Genomic DNA, 17,867 nt, shown 5'->3' on the forward strand with positions numbered 1-17,867 from the left:
CTGCTGCGTGAAAGTTTGCCGCAGAGGAAGTTCATCATTCTGTCACTTCCCCCTGCGACGCTGGTTCCTGCCACGCACACTGTGTGCAAAATATCCACTGCCTGAGTTGAACTTGTGGATAACTTTATGGTCTGAGTCAGCAGAGACGGGCATAACGCTTCGCACAGATTGCTTTCGATTTTTGCGAACAATTCGCGTAGTGTAGTCGGCGCGTCAGGGACTGGCGCTGTTGCGATGATTAAACAGAGAGGGTTTGAATGACCAAAGAAATGCAAACTTTAGCTATTGCTCCTTTAGGCAACCTGGACGCATATATCCGGGCAGCTAATGCCTGGCCTATGCTGACGGCAGAAGAGGAAAAAGCGTTGGCTGAACAGCTGCATTACCAGGGCGATCTGGAAGCAGCTAAAACGCTGATCCTGTCTCACCTGCGCTTTGTCGTTCATGTCGCTCGTAACTACTCCGGCTATGGGCTGCCGCAGGCGGACCTGATCCAGGAAGGTAACATCGGCCTGATGAAAGCCGTGCGTCGTTTTAATCCGGAAGTGGGCGTGCGTCTGGTCTCCTTTGCCGTCCACTGGATCAAAGCGGAAATTCATGAATACGTCCTGCGTAACTGGCGTATTGTGAAAGTCGCCACCACGAAAGCTCAGCGTAAGCTGTTCTTTAACCTGCGTAAAACCAAGCAGCGTTTAGGCTGGTTTAATCAGGATGAGGTCGAAATGGTGGCCCGCGAGTTAGGGGTCAGCAGCAAAGACGTGCTGGAAATGGAATCGCGTATGGCAGCGCAGGATATGACTTTTGATCCGACGCCGGACGACGAAGGCGAAGGCCGTTCCATGGCCCCGATGCTCTATCTGCAGGATAAATCTTCTGACTTTGCTAACGGCATTGAGGAAGATAACTGGGACGATCACGCTGCTGAGAAGCTGAGTGATGCGATGCAGGGTCTTGACGAGCGTAGCCAGCATATCATCCGTGCCCGCTGGCTGGATGACGACAACAAAACCACCCTGCAGGAACTGGCCGATCAGTATGGCGTGTCCGCAGAGCGTGTGCGCCAGCTTGAAAAGAACGCGATGAAAAAACTGCGTCTGGCTATCGAAGCCTGAACCGCCCCTTCTCTGCACTAACCCGTGCAGAATGTTAAAAACACCGCCCTCCGGGCGGTGTTTTTATTTGTGCCCTCTCCCGTCATGCTGGCTTTATATAACGGCGCTACGTAGAATAAAAAAACATAAATAATTTTCATCTGTCCGCAATTTTGTTCCAGGCTGGCTGAGGGATATGGTTCCGGCGTTAAGGGAGTAGTCGCGTATGGACGGCGAGAAAATGCCAAAAGAGCAGGCGACCATGCACCATCTGGATGAATTTGACGGTCTGGATATGCTTGAAGCCAGATATTACCGTCAGCGTTTTCCCCGGCATGTGCATGAAACCTTTTGCATTGGTGTCATTGAAGAGGGCGCACAACGGTTCTGGCGCAGCGGCGGGGAACACGTCGCGCCTGCGGGCGATATTATTCTGGTGAATGCCGATGAAGTGCATACGGGATGTGCCGAAGTTGAGAATGGCTGGGCATACCGGGCCATTTATCCCGCCCCTGAACTGCTGCGCCAGCTCACCCGCGACCTGAAGCATGAGAATGGCATCATCCCGTGGTTTCCCCAGGCGGTGGTTCACGATCCCGGTTTGTCCGCTCAGCTACAGCTGGTGTTTAACATGTTGCCCGTTGAGGGCAACAGCCTGCTAAAAGAGTCCCTCCTACTTACGGCTATCTCCTGGCTGATCATACGCTATAGCCGCACGCCCATTACGCCCGCCGCGCTGCCCTGCTCGAGGTCGATGATCCTTCAGGTCAGGGACCTGATGATGAGCTACCCGGAAAAAAACTGGTCGCTGAAACAGCTTTCTGATGTGGTACAGCTCAGTCCGTGGCATTTTCTACGTCAGTTTAAACAGACGGTGGGGATGACACCGCACGCCTGGCTGGTGCAGGCCAGGCTGCGAAAGGCCCGTGAAATGTTGCTGCAGGGTGTGACAATCATCGCTGTTGCTGCCCGCTGCGGCTTTTCCGATCAGAGTCATTTCACGCGTCATTTCAAAAATTCGATGGGGGTCACGCCCGGCGAATTTATCCGTTCATTACGTTCCGCCTGCTGATGTGAGCGGGATCCCCCCAGCAATTTTGTGCAATATTTCTACTCAGACAGCCCCTATTCTGCCTGCACAGGTTTGCAGGGGGCTGAGTGCGGAATATGGAGAAGTCGACAGGCGTGCCATTTGCTGAGACGAATGCACAGTCCGGGATGGGTTTTTTTACCGGCGTCGTTAACATGCTACCGCTGTGCCTTTCCGTCGTTCCCTGGGGAATACTGGCGGGATCGATGGCGGTGCAGGCGGGACTGACCCTACCGCAAAGTATCGGGATGTCGGCCATTCTCTTTGCCGGTGCAGCGCAGCTGGTCACGCTGGGTTTACTGCTGTCGGGTGCCAGCATTCCTGCGATGATCATTTCCGTATTCTTTATTACCTCCCAGCACTTCCTTTATGGTCTGACGCTGCGCGAAACCGTCTCCGTGTTACAGGCTCGCTATCGTCTGCCCATTGGCTTTTTATTGACTGACGAGCTGTTTGCCCTGAGTAGCGCGAACAAGGAGAAGAGGGCTGCCACGCCAGGATACTTAATCGGTGCCGGGCTGACCTTTTATCTCAGCTGGAATCTCTTCAGCCTGATGGGCATTTTTATGGCCTCTGCGGTGCCTGATTTGCAGTCCTATCATCTGGACTTTTCAATCGTGGCCACCTTTATCACCATTGTGGTGCCGATGATTAAAAACCTCAGCGTGTTGTGCGGTGTTGTGGCTTCCCTGCTGCTGTCGATGGTACTCAGTCTGTTCCACATCGAGGGGGCAACGGTCATTGCCGGACTGAGCGGGATGTTTTTATCCGTGGTCGTTTCCCGCTTAACGAGGGCAGCCTGATGTCCTGGATACTGTTACTGACGCTGGCTGCCGTGGTGTTTTTTAATCGCTATCTCTTTCTTGAGCCCGCTGTTCCGGTCCGCTTGCCCTCGCTGATCCGTGAGGCATTAAAATATTCTGCTCCCTGCCTGCTCACAGCAATATGTGGGCCCATTATTCTGCTGGATCATGATGAGTTACGTGAATTGACCTCGAATCCTTATTTATATGGGGCAGTCGCGGGCGTTGTTATTGCGTTTTTTGTTCGACAGATGGTTCTGTCGGTTTTGCTGTGTATGACAGTCTTTTACTTATTTTGCTGGATCGCTAAATGAAACCAAAAAAACGGAATTTGACTCAGCCAGTCCCTGCGGAAAACCTGCGCGACACCTACCTTATCCTGCCTTTCCAGGGCATCTGGACCTGGCTGACGGGTAAGGAGCTGGAGGGACGCCAGCCGCTGTGGCACTCCCATTCGCTGGAAATGGTCTGCTGGTCGCTGGCCTGGGTACTCGTCGGCTGTTTAATGACATCACTGGCCTGGTTTGGCAGCATGTCGCTGCCGCTCAGGCTGGCTCTTTATCTGACTGGAGTCTTATTTGCTGCTTCCGGGGCCCGGTATGTGGTGGCCACCATTATCCATCATGGTGTACATGGGCATCTGTTTAAAAGCCAGCGTGCGAATAAGATCCTCTGCGAAATCTTATCAACGATCTTCATCGTTCAGCCCTACGAATCTTACCGTCAGTTTCATGTTTATGAACATCACGGATCCGCCTTCTCGACATTTGAGGATCGCGACCTGGCAGCGATTTATCAGCTGGGGTTTAAACCGGGAAAAACCGTCAGACAGCTCTATCTTAATCTGTTACTCACGCTGTTCAGTCCGGTATTTCACCTGAAGTTTCTGTTGGGCAGGATGAAGTCCAACCTGATTGATCTGCCACTCTGGCGGCAGGCAATGTCACTGTGCTGGTGGGGCGTGCTCGTCTGTCTGGCGGTGAAATTGGGGGCCGCGTTCTTTCTGCTGAACGTATTGATTCCCTTTGTCGTGGTTTATCAGATGGCCTCATTACTGCACCTTCTGACCGAGCATACCTGGTGCTTACGCCAGCAGGGTGAAAGCGTACGTGACAGTCACATTAAAAATTGTCTGGGACGATTTTGCGGCAGCGCCTGCCCGCCAGAACTCTCCCTGCGCTGTAGCGCTGAGTGGGTGCGCTGGGCGTTGATACATCTGTTTTTCCATCTGCCATGCCGGATGCTTATCGTTCAGGGTTCGCTGGTCTGTCATGACTGGCATCACCGTTTCGGCAGCGTACGCCAGTGGTATGACTACGCCCGACTACGAGAGAAACACCGGCTTAAGCTGGAGGCTGAGGGTAAAAATGACTATATCGACATCTGGGGCATTCAGCATGCGCTGCGTTATGTATTTAGCCAGCTGAGCGCCATGGACGCGGTTAAAACCGAAAATCTGGCGTACCGGCTTAATTAATGAATACACAACGCTTGCACTACCCACTCTGGGCAGAAATGGCCGCGGAGGATCTTCGTCGATTTGCTGAACTGCACCCGCCACAGGCGTCAGCAGATAAAGAGTTTGTGTCTGAAAAACAGGCGGAAACGCCTGACCGGGAATAAACCCTCGTATTTCCCTGGTGTTGATGTGCTTTGGGCCCTTTCAGGGCCCTTTTTTATTTTCGCCATTCGCCTTTCTGCCGGGTGAATCCTGCCGATTGCATAAATGCAGCGATTACTTCCGGTTGCGCACTGCCGTCATTATCCATCGACCACTGTGTGACCTCCGGGTTTTGTGCCAGCGTTTCTTCCAGCAGATACAGGCCCACCCCGCGCCTGCGGGTCACCTCGCGGACTTCCAGCTGTGACAACCGTCCCTTCTGAGCGGTGATCCCGACCTGGACCGCCGCCAGCAGCCGGTCGTTAAAGCGCGCCGCGTACAGCCGGTGCTGCGCATCCAGCTGCGCGGCAAGAGCCTCAACATCAGCCTGCGGCCAGATTTTTTTTATATCGCTGCGATCCTGCTGTGACAACTGTTGCAGGCGGATGATAGTCAGTTTCATCGGAATAACCCGGTCATGAGAAAGGCATATTGTAGCGAAGTTGACCATACTATGACGTGTTAGTTTTCCTGTGAAAAAACGAGGCGATGTGTGGGGGGAGTGAACGGTATGCCGAGTAATCCATAGTCGATGTATCATTAATCCAGCACAAACTCCTGGAAATCTGGCTATTTTGGCACCGTTCATGTTAGTTGTTTGTCCTGTCTGCCCCGCTATTTACTGAATATGTCAGTTGATTTACAGCAGAATATTCCTGTTTAATAACCTGAAATTTAAAGCCTTATTCAAAAAAAATGCCGGTAATCATTCTAACTCGTTCTTAGTTAAGCGTTTATCGCTGATTCCACGGCAAATAATAAGTAGCAACCACAACAGATGGGGTAGTTCGGATGAAAATGAGTAAAGGAAGTGCGTTTCTGGCGGGCTGCGTAGCCCTGGCGATGAGCCACGCAGCAATGGCGAAAGATATCAAGGTAGCCATTGTTGGTGCCATGTCGGGCCCGGTGGCGCAGTATGGCGACATGCAGTGGACCGGCGCGCAGCAGGCGATTGCTGATATCAATGCTAAAGGCGGCGTCAACGGCGACAAACTGGTCGCGGTGAAATATGACGATGTCTGCGATCCGAAACAGGCCGTCGCCGTTGCCAACAAAGTGATTAATGACGGCATCCGTTATGTCATCGGCCACCTGTGCTCCTCTTCAACCCAGCCCGCTTCAGATATCTATGAAGATGAAGGCGTGCTGATGATCACCCCGGCCGCTACCGCACCCGATCTGACGTCTCGCGGCTACAAGCTGATTATGCGCACCACCGGCCTGGACTCTGACCAGGGCCCAACGGCGGCAAAATATATCCTTAATGAAGTGAAACCGCAGCGTATTGCCGTGGTTCATGACAAGCAGCAGTACGGCGAAGGTCTGGCACGCTCCGTTCAGGAAAGCCTGAAAAAAAGCGGCGGCAACGTTGTGCTGTTTGAAGGCGTCACCGCCGGCGATAAAGACTTCTCCACGCTGGTGGCGCGTCTGAAGAAAGATAACGTCGACTTCGTCTATTTTGGCGGGTATCACCCGGAAATGGGTCAGATCCTGCGTCAGGCGCGGGCAGCCGGTCTGAAGACCCAGTTTATGGGGCCGGAAGGCGTGGGTAACGCTTCTCTGTCTAATATCGCCGGTGCCGCCTCCGAAGGGATGCTGGTTACCCTGCCAAAACGCTATGACCAGGTTCCAGCCAACAAAGCCATCGTTGATGCGCTGAAAGCCAAAAAAGAAGATGCGACCGGCCCGTTTGTCTGGACCACCTACGCCGCCCTGCAGTCACTGGCTACCGGTATGGAGCGCAGCAAAAGTGCAGAGCCGGAAGAGATTGTGAAAAACCTGAAGGAAGGCGCAGCAGTGCCAACCGTGATGGGCGACCTGAGCTGGGATCAGAAGGGCGATCTGAAAGGCTTCGAGTTTGGCGTATTTAAATGGCACGCAGACGGTTCTTCCACTGCTGTTAAATAAACCAGGCGAGTTTTGGACATTAACGCCTGGTGATCTTTGCCAGGCGTTGATGTTTTCAGTGTGGGTGTATTCGTAAGGTATTCAGGTATGTCCGAGCAGTTTCTCTATTTTCTGCAGCAAATGTTCAACGGTGTGACGTTGGGCAGCACCTATGCGCTGATCGCCATTGGTTACACCATGGTCTACGGCATTATCGGTATGATTAACTTCGCCCACGGCGAAGTGTATATGATCGGCAGCTATGTCTCGTTTATCGTGATTGCTGCGCTGATGATGATGGGGATTGATGCCAGCTGGCTGTTGATCGGCAGCGGCTTTGTGGTCGCTGTGGTAATCGCTTCCTGCTACGGCTGGAGCATTGAGCGCGTGGCCTACAGGCCGGTACGCTCTTCCAAACGTCTGATTGCCCTGATCTCCGCGATCGGGATGTCAATTTTCCTGCAAAACTACGTCAGCCTGACCCAGGGCTCGCGCGACCTTGCGCTGCCAAGCCTGGTGACCGGGCAGTGGACGCTGGGTGAAAGCAATGGCTTCGCCGCCACCATTTCCACCATGCAGATGGTGATCTGGGGCGTGACCTTCCTTGCCATGCTGGCGCTGACGATATTCATCCGCTATTCACGTATGGGCCGTGCCTGTCGTGCCTGTGCGGAAGATTTAAAGATGGCCAGCCTGTTGGGCATTAACACTGACCGGGTGATCTCCCTGACCTTTGTAATCGGTGCGGTGATGGCGGCGGTGGCCGGTGTGCTGCTCGGCCAGTTCTACGGCGTGATCAGCCCTTATATTGGCTTTATGGCCGGAATGAAAGCCTTTACCGCCGCGGTGCTGGGGGGGATTGGCAGTATTCCAGGCGCGATGATCGGCGGTTTGATTCTCGGGATTGCCGAGGCCCTGACCTCTGCCTATCTCAGCACGGAATACAAAGATGTGGTGTCATTTGCCCTGCTGATTGTGGTGCTGCTGGTGATGCCTACCGGTATTCTCGGTCGCCCGGAGGTTGAGAAAGTATGAAAAAGCTCAACCTGCTGAATGCGGTGATCTCGTCGCTGATGCTGCTGATCCTGGCCGCATTCTTTATGGGGATGCGTCTGGATCTTGACGGCACAAAACTGGTGGTGAATAACGCCGGTGAGGTGCGCTGGAACTGGATTGCACTGGGATGCGGCGTGGTATTTCTGTTCCAGCTGCTGCGCCCGCTGGTGCAGAGCAGCCTGAAAAAAGTCTCCGGCCCGTCGCTGGTTCTGCCCGGGATTGACGGCTCGACACCGAAACAGAAACTGTTCCTGCTGGCGCTGATTGTGGCGGCGGCGGTTTGGCCGTTTCTGGTATCCCGTGGCACGGTGGATATCGCCACCCTGACCTTGATCTACGTGATGCTGGGCCTGGGCCTGAACGTGGTGGTCGGCCTGTCCGGCCTGCTGGTACTCGGCTACGGCGGTTTTTATGCCATCGGCGCTTACACCTTTGCCCTGCTGAATCACTACTACGGCCTCGGTTTCTGGCAGAGCCTGCCGCTGGCCGGCATGGTGGCGGCCGCGTTTGGTCTGCTGCTGGGTTTCCCGGTGCTGCGTCTGCGCGGTGACTACCTGGCGATTGTGACCCTCGGCTTCGGTGAGATCGTGCGTATCCTGCTGCTTAATAACACCGAGATCACCGGTGGGCCAAACGGTATCAGCCAGATCCCGAAACCTTCACTCTTTGGTCTGGAATTTAACCGCAGCGCACGCGATGGCGGCTGGGATACCTTCCATAACTTCTTTGGACTCAAGTACGATCCCAGCGACCGTATTATCTTCCTGTATCTGGTGGCGCTGCTGCTGGTGGTGATCACGCTGTTTGTGATTAACCGGCTGTTGCGGATGCCGCTGGGCCGTGCGTGGGAAGCGCTGCGTGAGGATGAGATTGCCTGCCGTTCGCTGGGACTCAGCCCGACGCGCATCAAGCTGACGGCGTTTACCATCAGTGCCGCCTTCGCCGGTTTCGCCGGTTGCCTGTTCGCTGCACGCCAGGGCTTTGTCAGCCCGGAATCCTTCACCTTTGCCGAATCAGCCTTTGTGCTGGCGATCGTCGTGCTGGGCGGGATGGGATCGCAGTTCGCGGTTATCCTCGCGGCTATCCTGCTGGTGGTGTCGCGCGAGCTGATGCGCGATCTTAACGAATACAGCATGCTGGTGCTCGGCGGTCTGATGGTGTTGATGATGATCTGGCGTCCGCAGGGTCTGCTGCCGATGAAACGCCCGCATCTGAAGTTAAAAAGTGCGGAAAAAGGAGAGCAGGCATGACTCAGCCTCTGTTAGCCGTCAATGGCCTGATGATGCGTTTTGGCGGCCTGCTGGCCGTCAACAACGTGGAACTGGAACTGCGCCCGCAGGAAATTGTTTCGCTTATCGGCCCCAACGGGGCCGGAAAGACCACGGTGTTTAATTGCCTGACGGGGTTCTATCGCCCGACTGGCGGCTCCATTCAGCTGGGTGATAAGCAGCTGGCGGGGCTGCCGGGCCAGAAAATTGCCCGCATGGGCATTGTGCGAACCTTTCAGCACGTGCGCCTGTTCCGTGAAATGACGGTCATTGAAAATCTGCTGGTCGCCCAGCATCAGCACCTGAAAAGCGGCGTGTTTTCTGGCCTGTTAAAAACCCCGGCCTTCCGTAAGGCAGAAAGCGAAGCGCTGGACAGGGCCGCCACCTGGTTGGATCGCGTTGGACTGCTGGCGCTGGCCAACCGTCAGGCCGGAAACCTCGCCTACGGTCAGCAACGCCGCCTGGAGATCGCCCGCTGTATGGTGACGCGGCCGGAGATCCTGATGCTGGATGAACCGGCGGCGGGCCTGAACCCGAAAGAAACGCACGAGCTGGATGAACTGATTGCCGAACTGCGCAACCAGCACAACGTCTCGGTCCTGCTGATTGAACATGATATGAAACTGGTCATGGGTATTTCCGATCGTATTTACGTGGTTAACCAGGGAACGCCGCTGGCTAACGGCACGCCGGACGAGATCCGTAACAACCCGGACGTGATCCGCGCTTACCTGGGAGAAGCATAATATGAGTCAGGCAATGCTTTCCCTGAATAATATCAGCACGCACTACGGCAAAATCCAGGCGCTGCACAACGTCAGTCTGCATATCAATCAGGGGGAAATTGTGACCCTGATCGGGGCAAACGGCGCGGGTAAAACCACCATTCTCGGCACCCTGTGCGGAGAGCCGCGCGCCACGGAGGGATCGATTACCTTCGACGGTAAAGACATCACCGACTGGCAGACGGCACGCATTATGCGCGAGGCGATAGCGATTGTGCCGGAAGGCCGCCGCGTCTTCTCACGTATGACGGTGGATGAGAACCTGGCGATGGGCGGCTTCTTTGCCGAACGCCAGCAGTACCAGCAGCGTATCAAACGTGTCTACGAGCTGTTCCCGCGCCTCTATGAGCGCCGGGTGCAGCGTGCAGGCACGATGTCGGGCGGTGAGCAGCAGATGCTGGCCATTGGTCGTGCGCTGATGAGCCAGCCGCGCCTGCTGCTGCTGGACGAGCCGTCGCTGGGGCTGGCACCGATCATTATCCAGCAGATCTTCGACACCATTGAGCAGCTGCGTCAGGAAGGCATGACGATTTTCCTCGTCGAGCAGAATGCCAACCAGGCGCTGAAGCTGGCCGACCGGGGCTACGTGCTCGAAAACGGTCATGTGGTGCTGGAGGATACCGGTGCCGCGCTGTTAGCCAATGAAGCGGTACGCAGCGCGTATTTAGGCGGTTAATCGTGTGGGCGGCCCGCAAAAGAGGGGCCGCCCCTGCAACAACCTGACCCGGGCCGTCCCGTTTTTTGGCTGGCCCTTCACTCTGGTTATTTTTTAGCCACACCTGTATCAACGCCTGCCACGAACTCACCTCCCTCCGCCGTCACCTTGCTGTCACCCTTCTGTCATAAACCCGTTATTTTTCTGTCATTTTCGCGTGTCATGTTACCTCCCGAATAACAGAATGCGCGATATCGCGCTTTACAATACCGGGTACAGGAAACCGACATGTCATCATTCGCATTTCGTCACACCGCAATTAGCGTGGTACTGGGTCTGACCTTCAGCGCCAGCGCACTGGCCGCCACTGAGATCCCGTTCTGGCACTCAATGGAAGGCGCGCTGGGCGAGGAAGTTAACTCGCTGGCCACCCGCTTTAATGCTGAAAACCCTGACTATAAAATCGTCCCGACCTATAAAGGTAACTACGAGCAGAGCATGTCTGCCGGTATTGCGGCGATCCGCTCGGGTAAAGCACCCGCGATTTTACAGGTGTACGAAGTGGGTACGGCGACCATGATGTCCTCGAAGGCGATTGTCCCGGTCAACGAAGTGTTTAAAAACGCGGGGATCCCGATGGATCCTAAGCAGTTTGTTCCGGCAGTGGCAGGCTACTACAGTGACGCCAACGGTCAGCTAATCTCCCAGCCGTTCAACAGCTCCACCCCGGTACTGTACTACAACAAAGACGCCTTCAAAAAAGCCGGTCTTGACCCTGAGCAGCCGCCAAAAACCTGGCAGGATCTGGCGAAATACTCTGCAGCCCTGCGTAAAGCAGGCATGACCTGTGGTTACGCCAGCGGCTGGCAGGGCTGGATCCAGATTGAAAACTTCAGCGCCTGGCACGGTCTGCCGGTCGCCACGAAAAACAATGGCTTCGACGGCACTGATGCGGTGCTGGAATTCAATAAGCCGGTGCAGGTGCGCCATATTGCCCTGCTGGAAGAGATGAATAAGAAGGGTGATTTCACCTACTTTGGTCGTAAAGACGAGTCCACCGCCAAGTTTTATAACGGCGACTGCGGCATCACCACCGCGTCTTCCGGCTCACTGGCCGATATTCGCAGCCATGCCAAATTTAACTACGGTGTTGGTATGATGCCGTACGATCCCACCGTGCCGAATGCCCCTCAGAACGCCATTATCGGCGGTGCCAGCCTGTGGGTCATGAAGAACAAAGATGCCGACACTTATAAAGGCGTGGCTAAATTCATGCAGTTCCTGGCCAAACCAGAAATTGCCGCGGAATGGCACCAGAAAACCGGCTATCTGCCGATTACCACCGCCGCGTATGAGCTGACCAAACAGCAGGGCTTCTACGACAAGAACCCCGGCGCTGACATTGCCACCCGTCAGATGCTGAATAAAGATCCACTGCCGTTCACCAAAGGGATGCGCCTGGGCAATATGCCTCAAATCCGTACCGTAGTGGATGAGGAGCTGGAAAGCGTCTGGACCGGTAAGAAAACCCCGCAGGCGGCTCTGGACAGCGCCGTTGAGCGTGGCAATCTGCTGCTGCGCCGTTTTGAACAGCAAACCCGATAGGATGTGTCGGGCGGGTCATTGACCCGCCCGCCAGGGCCGGCCAGAACAACGGCTGGCCCCTGCAACGTTTTTCGCACGAGATAAACCGCTATGTCCCAACCCCGTCCCGTCTTTCGCGCGAAAGCGCTGCCCTACCTGCTGGTACTGCCTCAGCTGATCATCACCATCGTTTTTTTCCTCTGGCCCGCCGGGGAAGCGCTGTGGTACTCGGTACAGAATGTCGATCCGTTTGGCATTTCCAGCACCTTTGTTGGCCTGGAAAATTTTACCCGCCTGTTCAGCGATGCTTATTACCTGGACTCGTTCTGGACCACCATCGTCTTCAGTAGCCTGGTTACCGTGATTGGGCTGGTGGTCTCCCTGCTGTTTGCCGCGATGGTCGACTATGTGCTGCGCCTCAAACGCTTTTACCAGACGCTGATGCTGCTGCCTTATGCGGTGGCTCCGGCGGTGGCGGCGGTGCTGTGGATGTTTCTGTTCAGTCCGGGCCTCGGTTTGATCACCCATTTCCTGGGGCTGATAGGGTACAGCTGGAACCACGCGCAAAACAGCGGCCAGGCGATGTTTCTGGTGGTGCTGGCGTCCATCTGGCAACAGATGAGCTACAACTTCCTGTTCTTCTTTGCCGCTTTGCAGTCGATCCCCAAATCTCTGGTCGAAGCTGCAGCCATTGACGGGGCAGGGCCGGTGCGACGTTTCTTCAGCCTGTCGCTGCCGCTGATCGCCCCCGTCGGGTTCTTCCTGGTGGTGGTTAACCTGGTGTATGCCTTCTTTGATACCTTCCCGGTGATCGATGCTGCAACGGGCGGCGGGCCGGTGCAGGCCACCACCACGCTGATTTATAAAATTTACCGCGAAGGCTTTGCCGGTCTGGATCTCTCCTCGTCATCGGCGCAGTCCGTGGTACTGATGGTGCTGGTGATTATTCTGACGGTGATCCAGTTCCGCTATGTCGAGAAAAAGGTGCGCTACCAATGATCGAAAACCGACGCGGGCTGGATATTTTCAGCCATACCCTGCTGGGCCTCGGTATCCTCACCGTGCTGTTCCCGCTGTATGTGGCGTTTATTGCCGCTACCCTTAGTACGGAGCAGGTGTTTCAGGTGCCGATGCCGCTGATCCCCGGTACCCATCTGTGGGAAAATATTGCCAGCATCTGGACCCACGGTGTCGGACAAAACAGTGCGCCTTTCAGCACGTTGCTGATGAACAGCCTGTTTATGGCGCTGGCGATCACCACCGGCAAAATCACCGTTTCCATGCTGTCAGCATTTGCGCTGGTGTGGTTCCGCTTCCCCCTGCGCAACCTGTTCTTCTGGATGATCTTTATCACGCTGATGCTGCCGGTTGAAGTGCGTATTTTTCCGACGGTGGATGTGATTGCCGACCTCAATATGCTCGACAGCTACAGTGGCTTAACCCTGCCGCTGATGGCGTCTGCAACGGCGACGTTCCTGTTTCGCCAGTTCTTTATGACGTTGCCGGATGAACTGATGGAGGCGGCGCGTATTGATGGTGCCAGCCCGATGCGCTTCTTCTGGGACATCGTGCTGCCGCTGTCAAAAACCAATCTGGCGGCGCTGTTCGTGATCACCTTTATCTATGGCTGGAACCAGTACATGTGGCCGCTGCTGATTGTCAGCGACAGCAAACTGGGCACGGCTGTCGCGGGCATCCGCAGCATGATTGCCTCCGGCGATGCGGCAACCCAATGGAACCTGGTGATGGCAGCAATGATCCTCACGCTGATCCCACCGGTAGTGATTGTTTTAGTGATGCAGCGCGCCTTTGTTCGCGGTCTGGTTGAGAGTGAGAAATAACGATGGCAGGTGTAAGACTTCAGGCAGTAACTAAATCCTACGATGGCGTCACGCCGATCATCCAGCCGCTCGATGTCTCGATCCGCGACGGTGAGTTTATGGTGATGGTCGGGCCCAGCGGCTGTGGGAAATCCACGCTGCTGCGTATGGTCGCCGGGCTGGAGCGCGTCACCAGCGGCGATATTTACATCGACACGCGGCGGGTGACCGAAGAGGAGCCAAAAGATCGCGGTATCGCTATGGTGTTCCAGAATTACGCGCTTTATCCGCATATGAGCGTGGAAGAGAATATGGCCTGGGGCCTGAAAATCCGTGGCATGGGCAAAGAACAGATCCGCCAGCGCGTGCTGGAGGCAGCACGCAGCCTGGAGCTGGAAGCGCTGCTGAAACGCCGCCCGCGTGAACTCTCCGGCGGCCAGCGCCAGCGCGTGGCAATGGGACGCGCTATCGTGCGGGAGCCAGCGGTGTTTCTGTTTGATGAGCCGCTGTCGAACCTTGATGCGCGTCTGCGTGTGCAGATGCGTCTTGAGCTGCAGCAGCTGCACCGCCGCCTGAACACGACCAGTCTTTACGTCACCCACGACCAGGTGGAGGCGATGACCCTGGCACAGCGCGTGATGGTGATGAATAAGGGCGTACTGGAGCAGCTGGGAACACCGGTTGAAATTTATGAGCGTCCGGCCACGCGCTTCGTTGCCAGTTTTATCGGTTCCCCGGCGATGAATCTGCTGGAAGGGCGGATGAATGCTGACGGTACACGCTTTACGCTGAGTGACAGCATGGCGCTGCCGCTGACAGTGCCGAAAGCAAAATGGGCGGACCGCCCGTTGACGATGGGGATCCGCCCGGAGCATATTGAGCTCTCTACACAGCATGACGGCGGCATTCCGCTGGTGGTGGAGTTACTGGAGATGCTCGGTGCGGACAACCTCGCCCACGGCCGCTGGGGTAAGAATAAAATGGTGGTACGTCTGCCGCACTCGGTGCGCCCTGAGCGGGGCAGCACGCTGTGGTTACAGGTTCCTCCGCAGGCGTTACACTTCTTTGATCATAATGGACAACGGATCGAATAATGAATAAAACCTGGCCATACCCGGCGATTGTCGCCCATCGCGGCGGTGGGAAACTGGCGCCGGAAAATACGCTGGCGGCCATCGATATCGGTGCGCAGCTGGGGCACCGGATGATTGAGTTTGACGTCAAACTGTCGCAGGACGACGCGATCTTCCTGCTGCATGACGATACCCTCGACCGCACCAGTAACGGCTGGGGTCTGGCGGGCGAACAGCCATGGGATAAGCTGGTGCAGCTTGATGCCGGCGGCTGGTTCAGTCATGCGTTCAGTGACGAACGCCTGCCGCTGCTGGCGGACGTAGCCGCGCGCTGCAGGCAGCATCAGATGATGGCGAATATCGAAATTAAACCGACCCCAGGGCTGGACGTGGACACCGGCCGGCGGGTGGCGCAGGCCGCCCGCGTGATGTGGGAAAATCAGGAGGCCCCGCTGCTCTCTTCGTTTTCATACCGGGCGCTGGAGGCCGCGCAGCAGGCGGCACCCGATCTACCGCGCGGTTTACTGCTCGACAGCTGGGACGAGAACTGGCTGGCGATGACGCAGGCGCTGGACTGTACGTCGATCCATCTCAATCATAAACTGCTGGATGAGGCGCGCGTCGCCGTGCTGAAAGAGGCCGGGTTGCGGATTCTGGTTTATACCGTCAACAGGCCCGCGCGGGCGCGTGAACTGTTGCAGTGGGGCGTGGACGCCATCTGCACCGATCGTATTGATATCATCGGGCCGGATTTTTGTTAACGAAAAGGGCGGGCCAGCGCTTCGGCCCGCCCCGGGAGAGAGGCTATTCCGGTCGTCCTCAGAGGACGGCTTTTTTTCCCGCTGCCCCTGTGGTGATCGCTGTCAGAATCAATTCTGCTGCAACGGCTTCACTTGTCCATTGCTGGTGCGCTGGGCGGCGCTGTCGCGCTGCTCCTGCATTTTACGCTGCAAATCCTGCTGCTGGCGCTGCTGATCCTGCTGCAGCTTGAGCTTCTGCTGTGATTGCTGATTCTGCATATCCTGTTTCAGACGCTGAGTGCTCGGGTTATACCCCTGCTGCTGGGGATCATTATTCGTGTTGCTGTTGTTATTCAACATGTTGGCCATGCCGGTTAACGGCAGTGCTGCGACCATAATCACTAACCATTTCATTTTCATTTTACGTCCTCCGTGTTACTCCCTTAAGTGTAAGCCAGCTCTACATCCTCCACTCCAGGAGTGCTCCTGATTTGCGTTAGCATTAGCAATTCATCCCGTTTTGTGTCTATTTATCAATGGCAAACATAACGTAAATATAATTAAAGGATGTAACAATGATGACACAAGCTATGCGGAAACGCCTGTCGTGGTCGCTGTTCGCCGGTTTACTGGTGTGGCAGGGGGCGGGAGCCGCGCCAGCGGTGCCACCTGTTTCCTACGGCGTCGGGGCAGATACTTTCCATCCGGTCAAGGCACAGCACGGTATGGTGGCCTCGGTGGATGCCACTGCGACGGAAGTGGGGGTGCAAATCCTTAAGCAGGGCGGTAACGCGGTCGATGCGGCCATTGCCGTCGGCTATGCGCTGGCGGTCACGCATCCGCAGGCGGGTAACCTCGGCGGCGGCGGTTTTATGCTGCTGCGTACCGCCTCCGGTAACACTACGTCCATTGATTTCCGTGAAATGGCCCCGGTGCGGGCCAGCCGCGACATGTTCCTGGATAGCGCCGGAAATGCGGACAGCAAAAAATCCCTGACCTCGCATCTGGCCTCCGGCGTGCCGGGGACCGTCGCGGGCTTTTCGCTGGCGAGCCAGAAATACGGCACCCTGCCGCTCAGTACCTTGATCCAGCCGGCGCTGACGCTGGCGCGCAAGGGCATTGTGGTGAATGAAGCGCTGGCCGATGACCTGAATGTGTATGGCAAAGAGGTGCTGCTGGCACACCCGAACAGCAAAGCGATCTTCTTTAAAGCCGACGGTACGCCGTACCGGAAAGGGGAGAAACTGGTGCAGCGCAACCTGGCGCGCAGCCTCGAATTGATTGCGCAGCAGGGGCCGGATGCTTTTTACAAGGGAAAAATTGCCGATGAGATCGCGGGGGAAATGCAGCAGCACGGCGGCCTGATCGGCAAGGCTGACCTGGCAAACTATCAGGCGATCGAGCGTAAGCCGATCAGCGGAACCTATCGCGGCTATCAGGTCTTCTCCATGCCACCACCGTCTTCCGGCGGGATCCACATTGTGCAGATCCTCAATATTCTGGAAAACTTTGACCTGGCAAAAATGGGCTCTGGCAGCGCCGATGCCATTCAGGTGATGGCAGAAGCAGAAAAATATGCCTATGCCGACCGCTCCGAATACCTGGGCGACCCGGCGTTTGTTAAGGTGCCGTGGCAGGCCCTGACCAGCAAAGCCTATGCGTCTTCCCTGGCAAAGCAGATCGACCTGGCGAAAGCGCGACCTTCCGCAGAGATCAAACCCGGCAAGCTTGCGCCCTATGAAAGCAACCAGACCACGCATTTCTCGGTGGTGGATAAAGACGGGAATGCAGTGGCAGTGACTTACACGCTGAACACTACCTTCGGCAGCGGGGTCATGGCGGGCAACAGCGGCATTCTGATGAATAACGAGATGGATGACTTCTCGGCCAGGCCGGGCACGCCAAACTTCTTCGGTCTGGTGGGCGGTGAAGCCAATGCAATCCAGCCTTACAAGCGCCCGCTCTCTTCCATGTCTCCAACGATTATCGCCAAAGACGGAAAAACCTGGCTGGTGACCGGCAGCCCGGGCGGCAGTCGTATTATCACCACCGTGCTGCAGATGGTAGTTAACAGCATCGATTTCGGGATGAACGTCGCTGAAGCGACCAGTGCACCGCGCTTTCACCACCAGTGGCTGCCGGATCAGCTGCGTGTAGAGAAAGGCTTCAGCCCGGATACGCTGAAGCTGCTGAGTGAGAAAGGGCAGAACGTAAAAGTGATGTCGGCGATGGGCAGCACCCAGAGCATAATGCTGGGGCCGGACGGAACGCGTTATGGTGCGTCCGACCCGCGCACCATTGATGATTTAACCGCAGGGTATTGATGCGATGAGGGCGACCCTTTTATCCGGTCGC

The 17,867-nt window shown here is 56.0% G+C and carries 19 protein-coding genes; 17 read left to right on the forward strand and 2 right to left on the reverse strand.

Going from position 1 to position 17,867, the window contains the following annotated elements; all coding sequences use genetic code 11:
• Nucleotides 1–257: 257 nt before the first annotated feature.
• The 6 genes from rpoH (at nt 258) to IFU29_RS14435 (ending at nt 4,607) form a co-directional block, all read left to right on the forward strand.
• A complete protein-coding gene (gene rpoH / locus IFU29_RS14410; protein ID WP_191934531.1) occupies nt 258–1,112 on the forward strand; it encodes an RNA polymerase sigma factor RpoH in 855 nt (284 codons plus the stop codon).
• Between the two features lie 205 nt (nt 1,113–1,317).
• Entirely contained in the window at nt 1,318–2,163 is an 846-nt protein-coding gene (locus IFU29_RS14415; protein WP_191934532.1) for an AraC family transcriptional regulator, read from the forward strand.
• Between the two features lie 146 nt (nt 2,164–2,309).
• Nucleotides 2,310–2,984 carry an AzlC family ABC transporter permease gene (locus tag IFU29_RS14420; protein ID WP_118665916.1) on the forward strand — a complete coding sequence of 225 codons (675 nt, stop codon included), beginning with the start codon at nt 2,310–2,312 and terminating at the stop codon, nt 2,982–2,984.
• Nucleotides 2,984–3,298 carry an AzlD domain-containing protein gene (locus IFU29_RS14425; RefSeq protein ID WP_118665308.1) on the forward strand — a complete coding sequence of 105 codons (315 nt, stop codon included), beginning with the start codon at nt 2,984–2,986 and terminating at the stop codon, nt 3,296–3,298. Before IFU29_RS14420 ends, IFU29_RS14425 begins: the two co-directional genes overlap by 1 nt.
• Nucleotides 3,295–4,461, forward strand: a complete 1,167-nt coding sequence (locus IFU29_RS14430; RefSeq protein ID WP_198424995.1) for a fatty acid desaturase — start codon at nt 3,295–3,297, stop codon at nt 4,459–4,461. Before IFU29_RS14425 ends, IFU29_RS14430 begins: the two co-directional genes overlap by 4 nt.
• Nucleotides 4,461–4,607 (forward strand): hypothetical protein, encoded by a 147-nt coding sequence (locus tag IFU29_RS14435; RefSeq protein ID WP_191934533.1) that lies wholly within the window; start codon nt 4,461–4,463, stop codon nt 4,605–4,607. Before IFU29_RS14430 ends, IFU29_RS14435 begins: the two co-directional genes overlap by 1 nt.
• 53 nt (nt 4,608–4,660) lie before the next feature.
• Here IFU29_RS14435 and panM read toward each other — a convergent pair whose 3' ends face one another.
• The gene (panM, locus tag IFU29_RS14440; protein ID WP_191934534.1) at nt 4,661–5,047 is read right to left on the reverse strand and encodes an aspartate 1-decarboxylase autocleavage activator PanM; all 387 of its coding nucleotides are present in this window, start codon (nt 5,045–5,047) and stop codon (nt 4,661–4,663) included.
• Between the two features lie 389 nt (nt 5,048–5,436).
• Between panM and IFU29_RS14445 the strand changes: the two genes are divergently transcribed.
• The 10 genes from IFU29_RS14445 to ugpQ all read left to right on the forward strand — a co-directional run bounded on the left by IFU29_RS14445 (nt 5,437) and on the right by ugpQ (nt 15,533).
• On the forward strand, nt 5,437–6,552 hold the full coding sequence (locus IFU29_RS14445) for a branched-chain amino acid ABC transporter substrate-binding protein (protein ID WP_062747716.1): 1,116 nt from the start codon (nt 5,437–5,439) through the stop codon (nt 6,550–6,552).
• A gap of 87 nt (nt 6,553–6,639) precedes the next feature.
• Nucleotides 6,640–7,566: a high-affinity branched-chain amino acid ABC transporter permease LivH gene (gene livH, locus IFU29_RS14450; protein WP_191934535.1), complete on the forward strand. Its 927-nt coding sequence runs from the start codon at nt 6,640–6,642 to the stop codon at nt 7,564–7,566.
• Nucleotides 7,563–8,837, forward strand: a complete 1,275-nt coding sequence (locus IFU29_RS14455) for a high-affinity branched-chain amino acid ABC transporter permease LivM (protein WP_062747712.1) — start codon at nt 7,563–7,565, stop codon at nt 8,835–8,837. Before livH ends, IFU29_RS14455 begins: the two co-directional genes overlap by 4 nt.
• Entirely contained in the window at nt 8,834–9,601 is a 768-nt protein-coding gene (livG, locus tag IFU29_RS14460) for a high-affinity branched-chain amino acid ABC transporter ATP-binding protein LivG (RefSeq protein WP_191934536.1), read from the forward strand. The genes IFU29_RS14455 and livG overlap by 4 nt, the downstream gene beginning before the upstream one ends.
• Nucleotide 9,602: 1 nt before the next feature.
• Nucleotides 9,603–10,316 carry a high-affinity branched-chain amino acid ABC transporter ATP-binding protein LivF gene (gene livF, locus IFU29_RS14465; protein WP_191934537.1) on the forward strand — a complete coding sequence of 238 codons (714 nt, stop codon included), beginning with the start codon at nt 9,603–9,605 and terminating at the stop codon, nt 10,314–10,316.
• 267 nt (nt 10,317–10,583) lie between these two features.
• The gene (gene ugpB, locus IFU29_RS14470; protein WP_191934538.1) at nt 10,584–11,900 is read left to right on the forward strand and encodes a sn-glycerol-3-phosphate ABC transporter substrate-binding protein UgpB; all 1,317 of its coding nucleotides are present in this window, start codon (nt 10,584–10,586) and stop codon (nt 11,898–11,900) included.
• 90 nt (nt 11,901–11,990) lie between these two features.
• The gene (gene ugpA, locus IFU29_RS14475) at nt 11,991–12,878 is read left to right on the forward strand and encodes a sn-glycerol-3-phosphate ABC transporter permease UgpA (RefSeq protein WP_191934539.1); all 888 of its coding nucleotides are present in this window, start codon (nt 11,991–11,993) and stop codon (nt 12,876–12,878) included.
• Nucleotides 12,875–13,720, forward strand: coding sequence for a sn-glycerol-3-phosphate ABC transporter permease UgpE (gene ugpE, locus IFU29_RS14480; RefSeq protein WP_062747702.1), 846 nt, complete (start codon nt 12,875–12,877; stop codon nt 13,718–13,720). Before ugpA ends, ugpE begins: the two co-directional genes overlap by 4 nt.
• Nucleotides 13,721–13,722: 2 nt before the next feature.
• Entirely contained in the window at nt 13,723–14,793 is a 1,071-nt protein-coding gene (locus IFU29_RS14485) for a sn-glycerol-3-phosphate import ATP-binding protein UgpC (protein WP_191934540.1), read from the forward strand.
• Nucleotides 14,793–15,533 carry a glycerophosphodiester phosphodiesterase gene (gene ugpQ / locus IFU29_RS14490; RefSeq protein ID WP_191934541.1) on the forward strand — a complete coding sequence of 247 codons (741 nt, stop codon included), beginning with the start codon at nt 14,793–14,795 and terminating at the stop codon, nt 15,531–15,533. The genes IFU29_RS14485 and ugpQ overlap by 1 nt, the downstream gene beginning before the upstream one ends.
• Before the next feature lie 108 nt (nt 15,534–15,641).
• Here ugpQ and IFU29_RS14495 read toward each other — a convergent pair whose 3' ends face one another.
• Entirely contained in the window at nt 15,642–15,932 is a 291-nt protein-coding gene (locus tag IFU29_RS14495) for a DUF2756 domain-containing protein (protein WP_062747695.1), read from the reverse strand.
• Between the two features lie 155 nt (nt 15,933–16,087).
• On the opposite strand from IFU29_RS14495, the gene ggt reads away from it, so the two are divergent.
• Nucleotides 16,088–17,836, forward strand: coding sequence for a gamma-glutamyltransferase (gene ggt / locus IFU29_RS14500; RefSeq protein WP_191934542.1), 1,749 nt, complete (start codon nt 16,088–16,090; stop codon nt 17,834–17,836).
• Nucleotides 17,837–17,867: the final 31 nt, after the last annotated feature.

It is taken from the genome of Erwinia persicina (assembly GCF_014838825.1).
In the GTDB taxonomy this organism is placed as follows: Bacteria; Pseudomonadota; Gammaproteobacteria; order Enterobacterales; family Enterobacteriaceae; genus Erwinia; species Erwinia persicina_A.